The sequence below is a fragment of the Pectobacterium parvum genome, from assembly GCF_020971565.1.
GTDB classification, from domain to species: Bacteria; Pseudomonadota; Gammaproteobacteria; order Enterobacterales; family Enterobacteriaceae; genus Pectobacterium; species Pectobacterium polare.
This window is the reverse complement of the sequence record NZ_CP087392.1, coordinates 393772-412757: the sequence shown is the minus strand read 5'-3', so window position 1 is coordinate 412757 and position 18986 is coordinate 393772. Positions and strand designations below refer to the sequence as shown.

Sequence of the window (18986 nt, the reverse complement as noted above, 5' to 3'; positions counted from 1 at the left end):
CTAACGACTATCGCTCGGTTGGCGGGCAGAAACAGCAGAAGACTGGGACTGCTCAGGTTTGACATTATTGCTGCTGACAGCATTATCACTCGTGGCGTTGCGATCATCATGGTGATGTTCAGCCACAGCAGCGCTTTCAGGTTTAGGCTGACTGACTGCCGGACGTACTGCGGTTTCCGCTTCAATCACCCCATCGTAGGCTGCTTCGGGATCGCTCAGCGGGGTGCTGTGCTGCGGTTCCACCGTCGGGCTATGACCCTCTGGCGTTTGGTGCTCTGTCTTTTGCAGCGACACTGTCTCGGTATAGCCGCGTTTCATCGCTTCCGCCGCTTCTTTGAGTTCATCCATTGAGGCTTTCAACTCAGGCGACAAATTCTGCAAACTGGCTTTTTCGACTTTCTTCAGGCTTTCCTGAAACTCCTGGAGTTTCAGCTCCTGCGACAGTTCATTCTGAACCGTAGACGCCAGCGAACGCAGCGTCCTGATCCAGCTTGCAACCGTTCTGACTGCCACAGGCAAACGCTCAGGCCCGAGAACAATCAGGCCGAGAACCATCACCAATAGCAATTCACCAAAACCGATATCGAACACAGATTACACCTGCTCTTTATGCTGGCTCTTCGTTTCGCCCGGCTTGACGTCTGATTGGTTGTCAGCGATAGACTTGGTAGAGAAATCGGCATCTGGCTGCGTTTTGTCTGCGCTAGTGGACGGTTGATCGTCACCCATCGCTTTCTTAAAGCCTTTGATGGATGCACCCAGATCCGAACCCAGCGTTCTCAGCTTGTTGGTTCCGAACAGTAAGATGACGATGACTGCGATAATCAACAGGTTCCAGAGACTAATACCACCCATAACATTTACCTCTTTTCAAAAAGGGGAACGACAGAATTCCCGTAATTATATCGGGTAATTCTGGCGTGCATCATGATCTGCTTCAACGAGTTCGACGCCAGCCGATAATCCAGGCAACAATTCCTGCGGCCATCAACCCTGAGGGAACCATATCGGCTTCAACACGGCTGATCAGTAACAACGTACCACTGATTAGCAGCGTTGCGCCAATACCCAAAAGATATCGTGACTGTCCTTGCCGAGACTGCTGCGTCTTCAACTCATAGGCCAGCTTATCGACGCTTTGCTTTAACATCTTATGCTGACGTAGGCCGTCATAAAACAGCTCAGGGACTTCCGGCAATTTTTCAGCCCAGAACGGCGCCTTTTCTTTGAGCGCACGGAAAACCGCAGGCAAACCGACCTGTTGTTTCAGCCAGTTTTCCAGAAACGGCTTGGCGGTTTTCCACAGATCGAGCTGCGGATAAAGCTGCCGACCCACGCCTTCGACATACAGCAGCGTTTTTTGCAGCAGCACTAACTGCGGCTGTACTTCCATATTGAAGCGACGCGCCGTATTAAACAAATTCAATAATACATGACCGAACGAAATTTCCGCCAACGGCTTCTCGAAGATCGGCTCACAGACCGTACGAATAGCAAACTCAAAATCTGCAACATTCGTGTCCGCAGGCACCCAACCCGAATCCACATGCAGTTCAGCAACTTTACGATAATCACGGTTGAAGAAGGCAATGAAATTCTCAGCCAGATAGCGCTTATCTTCTTTATTCAACGAACCGACGATACCGCAATCAATACCAATGTATTGCGGGTCTTCCGGGTGCTCGTGGCTGATAAAGATATTGCCGGGATGCATATCTGCGTGGAAGAAACTGTCGCGGAACACCTGCGTGAAGAAAACCTGAACGCCGCGTTCTGCCAGTAGCTTCATATCCGTGCCATTGGCTGTCAGCGCATCGACATCAGAAACCGGAATACCGTAGATTCGCTCCATCACCAACATGCTTTCGCTGCAATAATCCGAATAAACTTCCGGCACATACAGCATCGGGCTGTTCTCAAAATTACGCCTCAGTTGGATGGCGTTTGCCGCTTCTCGCAGCAAGTTCAGCTCATCAAGCAGCGTTTTTTCATATTCCAGAACCACTTCGCGCGGACGCAGGCGACGACCATCCGGCAACAGGTGAGGTAACCACCCCGCCAGACGTTTCATCAGGCACATATCCGCCTTGATGACAGGCAAAATATCCGGGCGAATAACCTTGATAACGATCTCTTTTCCCGTGCTTTTCAGGCATGCGGTATGCACCTGTGCAATCGAGGCAGAGGCCAGCGGTTTAATATCAAAATCATCAAACCACTCTTCAAGGGGGATTCCACCCATCGACAGCTCAATTTGCTCGCGCGCCAATTTGCCATCAAACGGCTCAACCTTATCCTGCAACATCGCCAGTTGATCGGCGATAGCCGGTGGGAACAGATCGCGGCGTGTAGACATCATTTGTCCGAACTTGATCCACACGGGCCCCAGTTCCTGAAGCGCCAAACGCAGGCGTTCCCCTAAAGGCTTAGTGCGGTGACGATTGGGTAACCAGAACAGCAGACGACGACCCGCACGTAGCGGCAGCGTCAGTCGCATTTTAGGAATAAGTTCGTCCAGACCATAGCCCAACAGCACACGCACAATGCTGTAAAGGCGGCGTAATTCACTGGGCGTCATCGTAAAGTCTCCAGCTTCGCCAGCCGTTCGGACAACGTATCGGCGGATTTATCCAGCGCAACAATTTCCTCATGGAACCAGGCGTTTTCCAGTTTTCCTGGAGCCAGTCGCCACTCTTCCGTTAGCGTCTCAGACAAGAAATGTTGCTGCTGATGTAATGAGCGTCTCAGGAAACTCAGGGTTTTCTGTGCCGTTTGGGTAAGCCCCTGAGCAACAATATCGCCCAGATAGGGGGACAACCACTCCGCCGGATCGAACTCCGCCAGATCAACCAGCACGATGAACTGTTGAACAACTTGAATATCGCCTTCTATCACCAGCTCGCCGCTGCGCATCAGCGACGATAGCTGCTGACGATCGCGTAATTTCATCAGAACCGGCACGCGTGTTTTCAGGCAGCAATCCGCTGGCTCGCCCCATTGGCTGATCACGTCCAGCCGCTGTTCGTTAAACACCAGCACCAAGGGCATATCCAGTTCAGCCAGCTCGATCTGGAGTGTTTTTCCCTGTAAGCGCTGGCGAGCAGACTTCATGCTGCGATCGCAAGAAACCGTGTCGTGAAAAAGCAGCTGATTCAGCGCGGTTTCCAGCGTAGCAGTCAGAAAAGACGTTATCAGCATTGGCGTTTCCAATCAGAATTTAAACCCACGATGCAGCGCAACGATTCCACCGGTGAGGTTGAAATAGTTAACACTGTCAAAACCGGCATCGCTCATCATCCCTTTCAGCGTTTCCTGATCGGGGTGCATGCGGATAGATTCCGCCAGATAGCGGTAGCTCCCGGCATCACTCGCCACGGCTTCGCCAATCCTCGGCAGGATATGGAATGAATACGCATCGTAAATGGTGCTCAGCTGTTTAATGATCGGCTTGGAAAACTCCAGAACCAGCAAGCGACCACCCGGCTTCAGCACGCGGTACATTGAGCGCAGCGCTTTGTTTTTGTCCGTCACGTTGCGCAGACCAAAGGAGATAGTAATGCAGTCGAAGAAGTCATCAGGGAACGGCAGCGCTTCAGCATTGGCCTGCACGTAGTTGATGTTGTCGATAATGCCTTTGTTACGCAGTTTTTCGCGGCCCACTTTCAGCATTGATGCATTGATGTCCGCCAGAATGACCTCACCACCTTCGCCAACCATACGGGAGAACTTGGCAGTTAAATCCCCTGTGCCTCCGGCAAGATCCAGAACTCGCTGGTTACGTCTTACGCCACTACATTCGATAGTGAAACGCTTCCAGACACGGTGGATACCAAAGGACATCAGGTCGTTCATCAAGTCATACTTTGCTGCTACAGAATGAAAAACCTCAGCCACCATGACTTCTTTTTCATCTCTGGCGACAGTCCGAAAACCAAAGTCGGCCGTTTTCTCCTGCTCACTTGCCATCTTATCCGCCTACTATTTCAGTCAAATTTCGGGTCTACCCATTAATGGTGAGAGTGTACCAGACCCGTATAAAAACCCCACTGCACTAATTTCGCATAGCATGGTGCCCAAGCCCACGAAATTCATACCTATTTAGTACGAATCAGTACGGGCAGCGAAAGGGATTTCCCCTTCTTCGCCCTCCGTTTTCACGGTTGGCGAAACAGCGTCGGGTGCTACGGAATCCGGTAATTCATCGCGTTCAGCGTGCTCATGGGCCGTTGCTTTTTCTGCTAATGACGGGCTAATCGTGCGTTTGATTTCTACACCCAGCGCACGGAACCCCTCAGCCTGGCCAATAAGGTTACCACGCCCAGAGGAAAGTTTATTCATCGCCTGACGATAAGTGCCCTGCGCTTTATCCAGACTCAGCCCCAGCGCTTCCATATCATCGACAAACAACCGCAGTTTATCGTACAGCCGCGAGGCTTTCTCGGCGATCTGCTGTGCGTTACGGCTCTGTTGTTCATAGCGCCATAAATTGTTGATGGTGCGTAATGCCACCAACAGCGTGGTCGGGCTGACCAGCATAATATTGTGCTTTAACGCCTCGTTGATCAATTCGGGCTGGCGATCGATAGCGACCAGAAAGGCAGGTTCGACCGGAATAAACATCAGCACATAATCTAGCGAACGCAGACCCGGAAGCTGCTGATAATCTTTGCTGCTCAACTGCCGAATATGGCTGCGAACCGAGAGCAAATGTTCGTTCAGCGCCACACTCCGCTCTGCATCATCGTCACTATTAAAATAGCGCTCGTAGGCCACCAGCGACATTTTGGCATCGATCACAACATCTTTGCCCTGCGGTAAACGCACGATGACATCCGGTTGCAGGCGGCTATTTGTGCCTGTTTGCACGCTAACCTGAGTTTGATACTCGTAGCCTTCACGCAGGCCGGAGGCTTCGAGCACGCGGCTTAACACCACCTCGCCCCAGTTACCCTGCGTCTTATTGTCGCCTTTCAGTGCTTTCGTCAGATTGATAGCTTCATGTGCCATCTGCGCGTTCAGTTGTTGCAGATTGCGGATTTCATGCGCCAACGTGTGACGCTCGCGCGCTTCCGCACCAAAGCTGTCCTGCACCTGACGGCGGAAACCATCAAGCTGCTCACGCAGCGGCATCAGCAGCTTATCCAGACTCTGTTTATTTTGTTCATCCACTTTGCGGCCGCTATGTTCAAAAATCCGGTTCGCCAGATTCTCAAACTGCGTCGTCAACCGCTGTTCGCTGTTTGCCAGCAGACGCTGCTTTTCTTCCGCCGCCATACGGGTTTCTTCCAGCCGAATGGTGACTTCCCGCAGCTCCGCTTCCTGCGAGCTGTTGATTTCACGCAGCGTTCGCAGTTCCTGATTTAACTGCACACATTCCTCGCGGAGTTCAGCAAGCTGTTGCAGCTTTTCATGGCTGGCAGAGAGTTGAGCGTGAACCGTGCGCAGCTCCAGCTCGTTTTGCCGTAGCCGCTGTTCGTCCTGCTGTTTTGCCTGCTGCTGTTCGCTGAGTGACTGCTGAGCCTGCTGCAATGTCTGCGCCAGCAACTGCTGTTCGGTGTCATGCCGCGACAACTTCTGCTGATGAATCAGGCTGGCAATTAACCACCCGACCAATAGCCCGACCGCACTGCCGCCCAGACCATAAAATATGCTGATATCCACTTTGCCTCCGCAGGCCTTTCACGCTGTCGGTCAAGGTAAAATGATACTGTATGGATGTCCAGAAACAATTCTGGTGGGGAAGATGCTGAGCAGAAAAATGCGAGCCGCATTCCATATGAAAATGGATAGATGATAATTTGCAGAAGAATCAGATCGGTAACGCAGAAATCCCCCAACGCGAAACACCACGTTGGGGGAACTGAAACAGAAGAGGGCAACTTAGGCTAAGTGCTGCTTCGCATCACTAATCGCTTTGGCAACCTGCTGCGGTGATACGCCACCTTGTGCCGCACGCTTATCCAGACAGGATTGTAGCGCCAGAATCGGGTACACATCCTCGCCAATCACGGCGCTGAATTTTTGCAGATCGGCCAGCGGCAACGCTTCCAATGCTTTGCCCTGACGAATGGCTTCAACCACCGCTTCACCCACGATATGGTGCGCTTCACGGAACGGAACGCCTTTCGCGACCAGGTAATCCGCCAGTTCTGTCGAGTTCGCGTAGCCTTGCTCGGCGGCTTCTTTACAACGCGGACGCTTCACCTGAATGCCTTCCAGCACCAGACCCGCCATCATCAGGCAGTCGTGCCAGGTATCCAGCGCGTCAAACAGCCCTTCTTTGTCTTCCTGCATGTCTTTGTTATACGCCAGCGGCAAGCCTTTAAGCGTCATCATCATGCCGGTCAACGCGCCCTGTACGCGACCACATTTACCGCGAATCAGCTCCAGCGCATCTGGGTTTTTCTTCTGTGGCATCAGGGAAGAACCTGATGTCACACGGTCAGACAGCTCAACGAACGCCGCTTCACCGCTGTTGAAGAAGATCAGATCTTCGGCAAAACGCGACAGGTGGATCATGCCGATTGAGGCATCGGACAACAGTTCCAGCACATGATCGCGATCGGAAACCGTGTCCAGACTGTTACGCGTGGCCGAGGCAAATCCCAGCCAGCCCGCCAGTTGCTCACGGTCGATCGGATAAGCCGTTCCTGCCAGCGCACCACAGCCCAGCGGGCTGACATCCAGACGCTTCAGCGTATCTTCCAGACGGCTTTCATCACGCGCCAGCATTTCGTGGTAAGCCAAGCACCAGTGTGCAAACGTCACCGGCTGCGCACGCTGCAAGTGGGTGTAACCCGGCATCACCGCATCCTGATTGGCTTCCGCCGTCGTGACCAGCGCCTGACGCAGCTGGCGTACCGACAGCAGCAGTTCTGCAATCTGCGCCTTGCACCACAGTTTCAGGTCAGTCGCGACCTGATCATTACGGCTACGACCGGTATGCAGCTTTTTACCTAAATCGCCGACTTTCTCAATCAGACGCAGTTCAACCCAGCTATGAATGTCTTCTGCATCGCTTTGCAGGATCATCTCAGGATCAGCTTGAACCTCAACCAGCAGCGCATTCAGCGCCTGTTCCAGCTGCTGCTGCTCCTGCTCGCTAAGCACATTGACCGTCACCAGCGCTTTCGACCAGCCGATCGAGCCAACGATGTCCTGTTCTGCCAGACGGTAATCAAACCGCAGTGAGTCATTAAATTGTTTAAAACGCTGATCTGCTGCCTGACTAAACCGACCGCCCCACAAAGCCATAACGATTACTCCCAGAATTTAATTCATGTTGGTATCGCATCATGCCATACCCAGAAACGACTTACGCCAGAATACGTGTACCAATCGACACGCCGTTGAACAGCGCAGGTAGCTGCTCAGCATGACGCCAGCTGGCGATATCAACCGGACGCCCCAGTGCACGTGCAGCATCCAGCGCGGCGTTAACCTTAACAATCATGCCATCGGTGATGATGCCCTGAGCAATCAGCTGCTCGGCTTTCTCTGACGTCATTTCGGCAATACGCTGGCCTTTACCGTCCAGAATGCCGCTCACGTCAGACAGCAGGATTAAATCCGCGCCCAGCGTTTGCGCCAGTGCCGTCGCCGCTTGGTCAGCGTTGACGTTCATCAGGTCGCCCTGTGCCGTAATGCCGATGGAGCTGACGACAGGCAGGTAGCCCGCAGACAGCAGCGTGTTCAGCAGCGCAGGCGATCCCGCTTCCGCTTTGCCCACAAAGCCCAGAGACTCATCGAGCTGCGTGACCGTCGTGCTGCCGCCATCGCCCAGGCACAGGCCGACTGCGTTGATATCATGCTTCTTCGCCCATGACAGCAGCGTCTTGTTGGCGGAACCCGCCAGCGCACCGGTGATGATGTCGATCTGATCGGCAGGCGTGACGCGCAGGCCGTTTTTCTTCACGACAGGCAGAGACAGTTTCTTCATCAGCTCATCAACCAGACAGCCGCCGCCGTGCACAATCACCAGCGGACGCTGATGTTCCTGACGGTAAGCCACCAGCGCGGTGAACAGACGCTCCAGTGCTTCTTCGCTATCCAGTAAAACGCCACCTAGTTTGATAATTAACGGATTCATTATGCTTCGCGCCTCGAAATGTCGGGACCAGTAGTCATTAAATTAACGATTGGGTTTCAGGGAAACCAAAACGAATGTTCATGCATTGCACAGCCTGTGCCGCCGCGCCTTTCAGCAGGTTATCTTCGGTTGCCACCACGATCAGGTGCTCGCCATCGACGGAGAAACCGATATCGCAGAACGGCAGGCCGACAACGGATTTCAGCGCCGGAACACCCTTATCATACAGGCGAACCAACGGCTTATCGTGATAGGCATTGTGATAGGCTTCGGCGACATCCTGCTGCGTGACGCCCGGTTGCAGGCGGCAAGTGATGGTTTCCAGAATACCGCGAGCGAAGTTGCCTAAATGCGGCGTGAAGATGACCGGCGTGCCGAGGTGCGTTGAAATTTCAGGTTCATGACGGTGGTTGAAAATACCGTACGGTTGGAAGCTGACTTCACAGAAGCTGTTGGTCATAGACGCTTTACGCCCTGCCCCGCTCACGCCGCTCACGGCATTAATCACTGGCCACTGAGCCGGGTTCAGCAGTTGGGCATCCAGCAGCGGCTTCAGCGCCAGCTGCGCAGCCGTTGGATAACAGCCCGGCACGGCAATCAGTTGCGCCTGTTTTACGCTTTCAGCACGCCATTCGGCCAGCCCGTAAACCGCTTTTGCCAGCCAGTCAGGGTGCTGATGCTCAAAGCCATAATAGCGACGATAAAATTCGGCATCCTGTACGCGGAACGCGCCGGACAAATCAAAAACAGTGCAGCCTGCCGCCAGAAAAACAGGGGCCAGATCGTGGCTGACTTTGTGGTCGGTCGCCAGAAAAACGACATCCACGCCTTTCGCCGCTTCTTCCGCATCGGTCAGCGGTTTTACCGGAACATCGATGATGCCTTTGAGCTGCGGATGTAAATCAGAAATCAATTTTCCTGCATCGACACTTTGCGCAGAAACCATCAAAGCGGTTATGTTCATCTGTGGGTGACGGTTCAGGTAGAGCGCAAGCTCAGCGCCGGTATAACCACTTGCACCAACAATCAGCGTATTCAGCATGGGATCCGTATACCTTCTTACTTATCTATGGAACCGGTAACAGGGCTCACCAGCGTCGGTACGCTGTTCACCCGCGAAACTCAGTGAAAGTGACGAATCGTCATCGCCGTACCTTTGGGTTTCCTTTCGCCGAGCATTATTGTATTTTTATTCAAAATAAATGCATGAATATTGATACTATCCTAACCAGAGGCTGTCAACAGTGAAGATGAATTTACCCCCTTTTATTGAGCTATATCGGGCATTGATCGCCACACCGTCCATCAGTGCCACCGACAGCGCGCTCGATCAAAGTAATCATACGTTAATCAACCTGCTGGCAGGCTGGTTCGGCGATCTTGGCTTCCATGTGGAAGTCCAACCGGTCCCCAGCACTCTTAATAAATTTAATATGCTGGCGCGGATTGGTGAAGGAAAAGGCGGTTTATTGTTGGCAGGCCATACCGACACCGTCCCGTTCGACGACGGTCGCTGGACGCGCGACCCGTTCACGCTGACCGAACACGACAACAAGCTGTACGGTCTGGGTACGGCGGATATGAAAGGCTTCTTTGCCTTTATTCTGGATGCTTTACGCGATATCGATCCGACCAAGCTGACGAAACCGCTCTATGTGCTGGCAACGGCAGATGAAGAGACGACGATGGCCGGTGCCAAGTATTTCTCCGAATCCACGCAGATTCGCCCGGACTGCGCCATCATCGGCGAGCCGACCTCGCTGCAACCGGTGCGCGCCCACAAGGGCCACATGTCCAACGCGATCCGTATTCAGGGGCAGTCCGGTCACTCCAGCGATCCGTCGCGCGGCGTGAACGCGATTGAGCTGATGCACGAAGCCATTTCTCACCTGCTGGTGCTGCGCAATACGCTACAGGAACGCTATCACAACCCGATTTTCCACATTCCTCACCCGACCATGAACCTCGGCCACATTCACGGCGGCGATGCCGCTAACCGCATCTGCGGCTGCTGTGAGCTGCATATGGATATCCGTCCGCTGCCGGGCATTACGCTTAACGATTTGGATGGACTGCTGTCAGAAGCGCTTGAACCTGTCAGCCAGCGCTGGCCGGGCCGATTGACCATCAGCGAGCTGCATCCTCCGATTCCCGGCTATGAATGCCCACCCGATCACCGTCTGGTGTCCGTCGTAGAGAAGCTGCTGGGGACAAAAACGGAAATCGTGAACTACTGTACCGAAGCACCGTTTATTCAGACGCTGTGCCCGACGCTGGTTCTTGGGCCGGGATCGATCGAACAGGCGCACCAGCCGGATGAATATATTGATACCGCGTTTATCAAACCAACGCGGGAGCTGATTTCACAGGTTATTCATCACTTCTGTCACCACTGATCCGACGCAAGTGGCCTTGTCAGTCACGCTGGCAAGGCTATTTTGAGACAGCTCATGAAAAAGAAAGACTTCATCGCACAGGATTTACTGAGCAAAATCTATCAGCACACCGATCCGCTGCCAGAAAAGCTGCCGCCGGAACGCCAACTGGCGGAAGAATACGGCGTGTCGCGCTTTACCATCCGTCAGGCGCTGGAAAAGCTCGCCAGCATCGGCGCGATCCATCTGGTGCAAGGCTCGGGTAACTTCATTAATCAGGGTGTACGCAGCAATCCGCTGGTGTATAACTCGATTACCGAAAAGAAATTCACTCAGATTTCATCTCGCCTGCTTAGCCTGCATAAGCGGCTACCGAATCGGGAAGAGCAGCAGGTTTTTGCTATCAGCGAAAATACGTTCATCTGGGAATTCAGCCGATTACGCTACGTCGATAACCGTAAAGTACAGATCGAGATCTCGAAAATGCCTGCCGCAGACTTCCCAGACATGAGCCAGAAGATTATTGAAGGTTCTATTCAGCAGTATGTGCTCAGCAAGGGCTATGCGATTTCACACTATCTGACGCATTATCAGGCGGTTAACGTCACGAAAGCACAGGCTGAGCTACTGGGCTGCAAGAAAGGCACGGCGGCGATGCATATTCTTAATCGCGGTATTTTACAGGGCGGTCGCGTGTACGAATCGAGCGACATCATCGACATTAACTACGCCTGCACCTACGTCATCCCCTTCAACCGCGATAACTTAACCTTCCGCCAGTCGCCGTAAGACTCAGGGCGTATGCATCGTGCCATCCGGCAGGCGGCTTTGCGTCCATTCGTGCGGACGATAGACGACGGGAAATTCCCGTGCCGCATCCAGATCGATCCCAACGCCGATACCGGGGCGTTCAATCGGATACAGATAGCCCTTCTCCGGCTCCACCGCCTGCGGGAAGACCTTGCGAGTATTTTCTGGGTAAGCGACAAACTCCTGAATGGCGGCATTGTGCAAATGGATATTCAGGTGAATATTGACCGCCGCGCCGATGGGCGTCATATCCGGTGGGCAGTGCCACGCCAGACGCACACCAAAGTTCTGACAGAACGCGCCCAGCTTCAGTGCTGGTGTGATCCCGCCAATCTGTGAGACATGGCAGCGAATGAAATCAACCTGACGGTTAATCACCAGATTCTGCCACTCGGCAGGGTTATTAAACAGCTCCCCGGTCGCCAGCGGCACCGCACTCTGGCTGCGGATCTGCGCCAGCCACTCATTTTGCGCAGGCGGCAAAATGTCTTCGATAAAATAGGGACGATACACTTCTACCGCTTTGGCGAACTGTACTGCCTGATTCGGGAACAGACGCTCATGAACATCATGCAGGATGTGGAAGCGATCGCCGTATTTCTCACGCAGCGCACGGAACATGGCGAGCGTGTTAGCCATGTACTGCTCCTGATCGTAATAGGCACCTTCCGTTGGCTGCCGCGTGCTGTGCAGCGCATCGGGATTACCGCCATAAAATCCTAGCTGGCAGCGGATATGACGATAGCCCTGCGCATACAGCCGATCCACTTCCTGATACAGTCCGTCCAGCGTATCGCTGGCAGCATGGCTGTAAGCGGCAATGGCATCGCGAGATTTCCCACCAAACAGGTGATAGAGCGGCATATCCGCCAGCTTGCCCTTGATGTCCCACAGCGCCATATCGACGCCCGCCACCGCATTGTTGATCACCGGCCCGTTACGCCAGTAGGCGTTGACCATCATCATGTGCCACAGATCTTCAATGTGGTTAGCATCTCGTCCTAGCAGCAGCGGTTTGAGGTACTCGTCCACCATCGCCTTGACGGCCAGCGGGCGCTGCTGGAAGGTCGCACATCCATAACCCGTCACGCCTTTATCCGTGTGAACTACCACCGTCACTAAATTATGACGGTCGGGGCGGGTAACAAGACATTCAATGTCAGTAATGATTGTCGGCAACACAAAAATATCCTCCAGAGCATTTACCGGAATAGCGATACCCGGAAAAAACACAGTCTAAAATCAGTTTCTTTTTTTGTTTTCTACTTATTTTTTCTTTTATTGTAAACCTCTTATTTAAAAGATTTATTTTGGTTTGTAAAAGCCATCTAATTGATTAAAAAACCAGACCAATTATCGAATAATGGCAACAAACAGCCCCTAACATACTAACCATGTGACGAGCATCATGTTTTATTGGTTTGTTTTTTATTCTTTAAGTTTTTACTATCGGTGGAAATAATTCGGCCCAAAATAACATAAGGCTATGCGGGGAGTTTATTTCATGGGAAAAAATGACGTTATTCAGTCAATCATTAAACTGGTTGGCGGAAGCGAAAACATTAATAAAGCCTGGCACTGCATGACGCGGCTTCGGTTTGATTTAATTGATGAAAGTAAAGTGCAAACCGAGGCGATCAAGAATCTGCCCGGTATATTAGGTGCGCAACACCAGAGTGAACAGTTTCAGATTATTATCGGGCCGCAGGTCAATGAGTATTACGAACTGCTGAACGCCCAGCTTTCCTCCACAACGCTTTCGCCTACAGCGACATCGCAGCCAGACGTGCAGAAGCAGAAGAAGGGGCTGATTTCGCTGTTCATGGATACCGTTTCCGGCGTATTTGGTCCGATCGTCCCTGCCATCGCGGGTGCCGGGATGATCAAAGGGCTGCTGGCAGGGCTGATCGCCTTGAAAGTGGTCTCTGCCAAAACCGATACCGTGATCGTCCTCGACCTGATCGCCAGCGGTGTGTTCTATTTCTTACCTTTCTTCCTCGCTATCTCCGCAGCCAGGATATTTAAAACAAGCGAATATCTGGCAGCGGCTGTTGCAGCCTGCCTGATGTACCCGTCGTTGATAGAAGCGGCGAAAGCACTAGCCAGCAATAGCCCTAATGCAGTCAGCGCCTTTTACTTCATCGGTGTGCTACCCATTCCGGTGTTTAACTATGCTGCCAGCGTCATCCCGGTGATTTTCTCCGTGCTGGCACTGAGCTATATCCATCGTTGGGTCGACCGCATCATGCCTTCGGTACTGAAAACCGTGTTTACCCCAACGCTGACGCTGTTTATCGCCGCACTGGTGTCGCTCACCGTTATCGGGCCATTCGGGATCTACCTCGGTAAACTGCTGGCACTGTTTATTCAGAGCCTGTTCGATGTGTCGTCTATTTTTGCTGGTTTCGTTGTCGGTGCGATTCGGCCTGTCGCGATTCTGACTGGCATGCATCACGCCATGACGCCCATTGCGCTGCAAAATTTCAGCAATCAGGGCTTTGATATGCTGATGCCAATGATGTGTATGGCGAACATGGCGATTGCGGGTTCCACATTTGCCATCTACTTCCATGCCAAAACCCGTCAGGACAAATCTGTCGTGCTGTCTGCTGGGGTTTCCGCGCTGCTCGGTATTACCGAACCTGCACTCTTCGGCGTACTGACCAAGTATAAAAAAGCGTTTATCTCCGCGACTATTGCCAGTTCCATCGCCTCGGCCTTTATCGCGTACTTCGGTGTCCGGCTGTATGGCTACATCTTGTCGAGTATTTTCAGCCTGCCAGCCTATATCGGCCCGTACTTTAGCTACGCGGTATCCGGCATGGCCATCGCCATCGTGCTTTCTTTCACGCTGACTTATATTCTGGTCGTCAGAGCGTCCAAACAGGCGTAACCGCACTCGCGGGGCCTTTGCGCCCCGCCATCCCCTCGCTAATTAGCAACCCTAATATCCGCGCCCCTGTAATTAAATTTCACAAATTGCCAAGCCCACCTCAATGCAAGTACAAAGAATAAGGAGAAGAAAGAATCGTCAATTGACGAACCCGCCTTATCGTGGCTAGATGGAGGCAGTGCGTAAAAATATGTCAAGTGAAATAAACTTACAAAAATGGTAAGGATGGTCAGGGTAACTATGAACGAACAATATTCCGCAATGCGCAGTAACGTCAGTATGCTCGGCAAGCTTCTCGGCGATACCATCAAGGAAGCGCTGGGTGAAAACATCCTTGATAAAGTCGAAACAATCCGCAAGCTGTCAAAGTCTTCCCGCGCAGGTAATGAAAAACATCGTCAGGAGCTGCTGACCACGCTGCAAAACCTGTCTAACGATGAACTGTTGCCTGTTGCCCGCGCATTCAGCCAGTTCCTTAACCTGACCAATACCGCTGAGCAATATCATACGATTTCACCGCACGGTGAAGCCGCGAGTAACCCAGCACAACTTTCCCACGCGTTTGAGCGCCTGAAGGAAAATAAAGATCTGACCGAACGCGATATCCGTGACGCGGTAGAATCCTTGTCGATCGAGCTGGTGCTGACCGCGCACCCGACCGAAATTACCCGTCGGACGCTGATCCACAAGCTGGTAGAAGTGAATACCTGCCTCAAGCAGCTCGACCACAACGATCTGGCTGATTATGAACGCAATCAGATCATGCGCCGCCTGCGCCAGCTGATCGCGCAGTCCTGGCATACCGATGAAATCCGTAAAATTCGTCCTACCCCAGTAGATGAAGCCAAATGGGGCTTCGCCGTAGTGGAAAACAGCCTGTGGGAAGGTGTGCCTGCGTTTTTACGCGAGCTGGATGAACAGCTGGAACAGGCTTTCGGCTATCGTCTGCCCGTCGATGCGGTTCCGGTGCGCTTTACGTCCTGGATGGGTGGCGACCGCGACGGTAACCCGAACGTCACGGCGGAAGTCACTCGCCACGTGCTGTTACTCAGCCGTTGGAAAGCGGCCGATCTGTTCCTGCGTGATATTCAGGTACTGGTTTCCGAGCTGTCGATGTCCGAGTGTACGCCGGAACTGCTGGAACTGGCCGGCGGCAGCGAAGTACAGGAACCGTACCGCGCCATCATGAAGTCGCTGCGTTCGCAGTTGAGCAGTACGCTGAGCTATCTGGAAGCACGCCTGACGGGTGAGGAGCGTCTGCCGCCTAAAGATCTGCTGATCACCAATGAACAACTTTGGGAACCGCTCCACGCCTGCTACCAATCACTGAAAACCTGCGGCATGGGCATCATCGCCGATGGTCGCCTGCTGGATACGTTGCGTCGCGTGCGCTGCTTCGGTGTGCCTTTAGTACGCATCGATGTCCGTCAGGAGAGTACCCGCCACACCGAAGCGCTGGCTGAAATTACCCGCTATCTGGGTCTGGGCGACTACGAAAGCTGGTCTGAATCTGATAAGCAAGCCTTCCTGATCCGTGAACTTAGCTCCAAGCGCCCACTCCTGCCGCGCTACTGGGAGCCGAGTGCGGATACCAAAGAAGTGCTGGATACCTGTCGTGTCGTTGCCAAAGCGCCAGTCGGTTCCGTCGCCGCCTATGTTATTTCAATGGCACGAACGCCTTCTGACGTGCTGGCCGTTCACCTGCTGCTTAAAGAAGCGGGTTGCCCGTTTGCCTTGCCGGTCTCGCCACTGTTTGAAACGCTGGACGACCTGAACAACGCTGATGATGTCATGACGCAATTGCTAAGCATCGACTGGTATCGCGGCTTTATTCAGGGCAAGCAGATGGTCATGATCGGCTATTCCGACTCCGCAAAAGACGCGGGCGTGATGGCCGCTTCCTGGGCGCAGTACCGTGCACAGGACGCGCTGATCAAAACCTGTGAGAAAGCGGGTATCGCACTGACGCTGTTCCACGGACGCGGCGGTTCCATCGGTCGCGGTGGCGCACCGGCTCATGCTGCGCTGTTGTCACAACCGCCGGGTAGCCTGAAAGGCGGCCTGCGCGTGACGGAGCAGGGCGAGATGATCCGCTTTAAGTACGGCCTGCCGGAAGTCACCATCAGTAGCCTGGCGCTGTATACCGGTGCAATTCTGGAAGCGAACCTGCTGCCGCCGCCGGAACCAAAACAGGAATGGCACGAGGTGATGGACGATCTTTCTCGCGTGTCCTGCGATATGTACCGTGGCTATGTGCGTGAGAACCCGGATTTCGTGCCTTACTTCCGCGCCGCTACGCCGGAGCTGGAGCTGGGTAAACTGCCGCTGGGGTCACGTCCGGCGAAGCGTCGTCCGAACGGCGGCGTGGAAAGCCTGCGTGCTATCCCGTGGATTTTCGCCTGGACGCAGAACCGCCTGATGCTGCCAGCGTGGCTGGGCGCCGGTGCCGCGTTGCAGAAAGTGGTGGATGACGGTAAGCAGGAACAGCTGGAAGCCATGTGTCGCGACTGGCCGTTCTTCTCGACGCGTATCGGTATGCTGGAGATGGTGTTCGCCAAAGCCGACCTGTGGCTGGCGGAGTATTACGATCAGCGTCTGGTAGACGAGAAGCTGTGGCCGTTAGGGAAACAGCTGCGCGATCAGCTGGCCGCCGATATTAACGTTGTGCTGGCGATCTCCAACGACGATCACCTAATGGCGGATCTGCCGTGGATCGCCGAGTCGATCGCATTGCGTAACGTCTATACCGATCCTCTGAACGTGTTGCAGGCTGAGTTGCTGCATCGTTCACGTCAGCAGGAAGAACCGGATGCCGATCTGGAACTGGCGCTGATGGTGACTATCGCCGGTGTCGCGGCAGGTATGCGTAATACGGGTTAATTGCGCGAGCAGTAAAACTATATCGTTATCAAAACGATACCGTTAGAAAAACTATACCGTCATCAAAAACAAGGGCCGGTCAATTGACCGGCCTCTTTTGCGGAAAAAATCAGTCACTCGGTGATAATGGATAGATCGTAAAGCCGCTGTGAATACCTCACGCCAAGTATTTATCCTGCAAATAGTTCCGCGCACGATTATCCAGACCGTATTCCACTTCAAGCCAGCTATCGATCGAGCCGTGTCGTTCGTAGATGGCCTGTAGCGCCGTCACGATGAATTCTTCCTGTACCGACAGCACATAAGAGAACTGCCCCAGCGCTTTCTCATTCAGCGTTTTTGATAAATGCGCCAGTAGCTGCTGGCGGAATGGCGTCAGCGTCGTCTCGGTGAGCAGGTAATCTTCCATCACCGTCTGCTCATCTGCCCCCAGCGCAAACATCACCAGCGCCGAACCGATGCCCGTGCGATCTTTGCCCACGGCGCAGTGCTGCACCAGCCCGCCCTCATCCGGCCGTAATAGCAGCGATACCAGCTGTTTATAGGCAGAATTATCGAAAGGCAGACGGCGGTAGAGCTCCAACATAAACGCGCGGGAATCAAACGCTGCCAGCACATCAGATCCCAATGAATCCAGATTAGCCGTCACTTCGTGGCGTAATGGATTGGCTGGATAGGCGTGGTAGTTGGCTCCGGTCCACAATATATCGGGCTTCTGCGCAATTTCATCGGCATCCCGATAATCCACCACGTGAGAAATCGGCACGCCAGCAAGGTGCTCGCAGTCAGCCTGACTCAGTAGATCCAGCGAGCCGGAGCGAAAAAGTTTACCGTGTCGGATAAGCCGCCCATCAGCAGCGCGGTTGCCGCCTAAATCGCGGAAGTTGATTCCGCCGTCCAGCGGTAATAAAGAGGGATGAAGCAACGTTGGTTCGGTCATACATCTCCTTGCGAGGTTGAAAGGCGAGCAAGGCAACCGTATTACACGCGCTAAGCACGGTGCAGGTTAACCCGATGAACCTGAAGAGGCTATCAGGATACGGGCTGGCATCGGTGATGACCAGCCCCAAATACCATCAATTATTGTGCTTATTCAGCGGCTAACAAACGACGAGTCGCGTCCAGCAGTACCTTGATCACATTCGTCTCTGCTAGTTTCATGGTCGCCACATCCGGGATTTCCTGCTGGGTACGGTTCACAATAATTCCAGCAATCATCCCTGCTTTGAGTCCCTGACTGGCACACATGGTCAACAGCGTGGCAGATTCCATTTCATAATTCAGAACGCCCATGCTCTGCCACTCTTCCATCGATCCGCGGAAGCGACGGACAACGCGTCCAGAGAAGGTGTCATAGCGCTCCTGACCCGGGTAGAACGTATCGGAAGACGCTGTGATACCGATGTGAAGGGCAATACCTGAATCCTTCGCTGCGTCCACCAGTGCGGTGGTACAGCCGAAATCAGCAACAGCTGGGAATTCCATCGGCGCGAAGTGCAGGCTCGCCCCGTCAAGGCGGACGGCGGCGGTGGTCACTAACACATCACCGACATTGATGCCGGGCTGAATCGCCCCCGTCGTGCCAACGCGCAGGAAAGTACGGATGCCAAGCTGTGCCAATTCTTCTACCGCGATTGACGTTGACGGACCGCCGATACCGGTCGAGCAAACAATCACTGCCTTGCCATCCAACTCTGCACGCCAAGACGTAAATTCACGGTGTGATGCCAGATGTACCGGGTTATCCATCAATCGAGCAATTTTTTCAACACGCTCTGGATCGCCGGGGACGATAGCCAGCGTCGCGCCCTGTAAATCGTTCTTGACCAGACCAAGATGGAACACATCAGATGTAGACATAACTGCCTCCCGGGCAATCAATTGGGTATTCAGAGAAATCGCGCCGAACGCCTCATCAACGCAGTCTGTAAGCGTCCGT

Annotated in this window: 16 protein-coding genes; 4 read left to right on the top strand and 12 right to left on the bottom strand. The window is 53.5% G+C overall.

The features are described 5' to 3' along the window. From tatB to argC, 9 genes are all read right to left on the bottom strand, one after another. Positions 1–591 (bottom strand): Sec-independent protein translocase protein TatB, encoded by a 591-nt coding sequence (gene tatB / locus LOZ86_RS01825; RefSeq protein WP_161546773.1) that lies wholly within the window; start codon positions 589–591, stop codon positions 1–3. Between the two features lie 3 nt (positions 592–594). Continuing rightward, positions 595–855 (bottom strand): Sec-independent protein translocase subunit TatA, encoded by a 261-nt coding sequence (gene tatA / locus LOZ86_RS01820; RefSeq protein ID WP_039364213.1) that lies wholly within the window; start codon positions 853–855, stop codon positions 595–597. A gap of 82 nt (positions 856–937) precedes the next feature. Further along, on the bottom strand, positions 938–2578 hold the full coding sequence (gene ubiB, locus LOZ86_RS01815) for a ubiquinone biosynthesis regulatory protein kinase UbiB (RefSeq protein ID WP_165708198.1): 1641 nt from the start codon (positions 2576–2578) through the stop codon (positions 938–940). Then, on the bottom strand, positions 2575–3198 hold the full coding sequence (gene ubiJ / locus LOZ86_RS01810; protein WP_039482976.1) for a ubiquinone biosynthesis protein UbiJ: 624 nt from the start codon (positions 3196–3198) through the stop codon (positions 2575–2577). Before ubiJ ends, ubiB begins: the two co-directional genes overlap by 4 nt. 12 nt (positions 3199–3210) lie before the next feature. Then, on the bottom strand, positions 3211–3966 hold the full coding sequence (ubiE, locus tag LOZ86_RS01805) for a bifunctional demethylmenaquinone methyltransferase/2-methoxy-6-polyprenyl-1,4-benzoquinol methylase UbiE (RefSeq protein ID WP_039482979.1): 756 nt from the start codon (positions 3964–3966) through the stop codon (positions 3211–3213). 132 nt (positions 3967–4098) lie between these two features. Then, positions 4099–5661 (bottom strand): DNA recombination protein RmuC, encoded by a 1563-nt coding sequence (rmuC, locus tag LOZ86_RS01800; protein WP_039482981.1) that lies wholly within the window; start codon positions 5659–5661, stop codon positions 4099–4101. Between the two features lie 219 nt (positions 5662–5880). Next, entirely contained in the window at positions 5881–7254 is a 1374-nt protein-coding gene (gene argH, locus LOZ86_RS01795; protein WP_039482984.1) for an argininosuccinate lyase, read from the bottom strand. 61 nt (positions 7255–7315) lie between these two features. After that, positions 7316–8089, bottom strand: a complete 774-nt coding sequence (gene argB, locus LOZ86_RS01790; protein WP_039482987.1) for an acetylglutamate kinase — start codon at positions 8087–8089, stop codon at positions 7316–7318. Positions 8090–8126: 37 nt separating this feature from the next. Next, positions 8127–9131: an N-acetyl-gamma-glutamyl-phosphate reductase gene (gene argC, locus LOZ86_RS01785; RefSeq protein ID WP_015842152.1), complete on the bottom strand. Its 1005-nt coding sequence runs from the start codon at positions 9129–9131 to the stop codon at positions 8127–8129. A gap of 202 nt (positions 9132–9333) precedes the next feature. Here argC and argE point away from each other — a divergent pair, with 202 nt between their 5' ends. Further along, entirely contained in the window at positions 9334–10485 is a 1152-nt protein-coding gene (gene argE, locus LOZ86_RS01780; RefSeq protein WP_131522957.1) for an acetylornithine deacetylase, read from the top strand. A gap of 54 nt (positions 10486–10539) precedes the next feature. After that, complete coding sequence (locus LOZ86_RS01775; RefSeq protein WP_039513423.1) at positions 10540–11253, top strand: GntR family transcriptional regulator; 714 nt, start codon at positions 10540–10542, stop codon at positions 11251–11253. Positions 11254–11256: 3 nt separating this feature from the next. Here LOZ86_RS01775 and LOZ86_RS01770 read toward each other — a convergent pair whose 3' ends face one another. Continuing rightward, on the bottom strand, positions 11257–12456 hold the full coding sequence (locus LOZ86_RS01770) for a starvation-sensing protein RspA (protein WP_039513432.1): 1200 nt from the start codon (positions 12454–12456) through the stop codon (positions 11257–11259). Between the two features lie 322 nt (positions 12457–12778). Between LOZ86_RS01770 and LOZ86_RS01765 the strand changes: the two genes are divergently transcribed. Together LOZ86_RS01765 and ppc are read left to right on the top strand one after the other, a co-directional pair. Beyond that, complete coding sequence (locus LOZ86_RS01765; RefSeq protein WP_039482998.1) at positions 12779–14167, top strand: PTS transporter subunit EIIC; 1389 nt, start codon at positions 12779–12781, stop codon at positions 14165–14167. Positions 14168–14407: 240 nt separating this feature from the next. Next, positions 14408–17047: a phosphoenolpyruvate carboxylase gene (gene ppc / locus LOZ86_RS01760; RefSeq protein ID WP_039482999.1), complete on the top strand. Its 2640-nt coding sequence runs from the start codon at positions 14408–14410 to the stop codon at positions 17045–17047. Positions 17048–17204: 157 nt separating this feature from the next. Here the strand turns inward: ppc and LOZ86_RS01755 are convergent, their stop codons facing one another. Both LOZ86_RS01755 and udp read right to left on the bottom strand, forming a co-directional pair. After that, on the bottom strand, positions 17205–17987 hold the full coding sequence (locus tag LOZ86_RS01755; RefSeq protein ID WP_039483002.1) for a tyrosine-protein phosphatase: 783 nt from the start codon (positions 17985–17987) through the stop codon (positions 17205–17207). Between the two features lie 149 nt (positions 17988–18136). After that, positions 18137–18907, bottom strand: a complete 771-nt coding sequence (gene udp / locus LOZ86_RS01750; protein ID WP_039483005.1) for a uridine phosphorylase — start codon at positions 18905–18907, stop codon at positions 18137–18139. Positions 18908–18986: the final 79 nt, after the last annotated feature.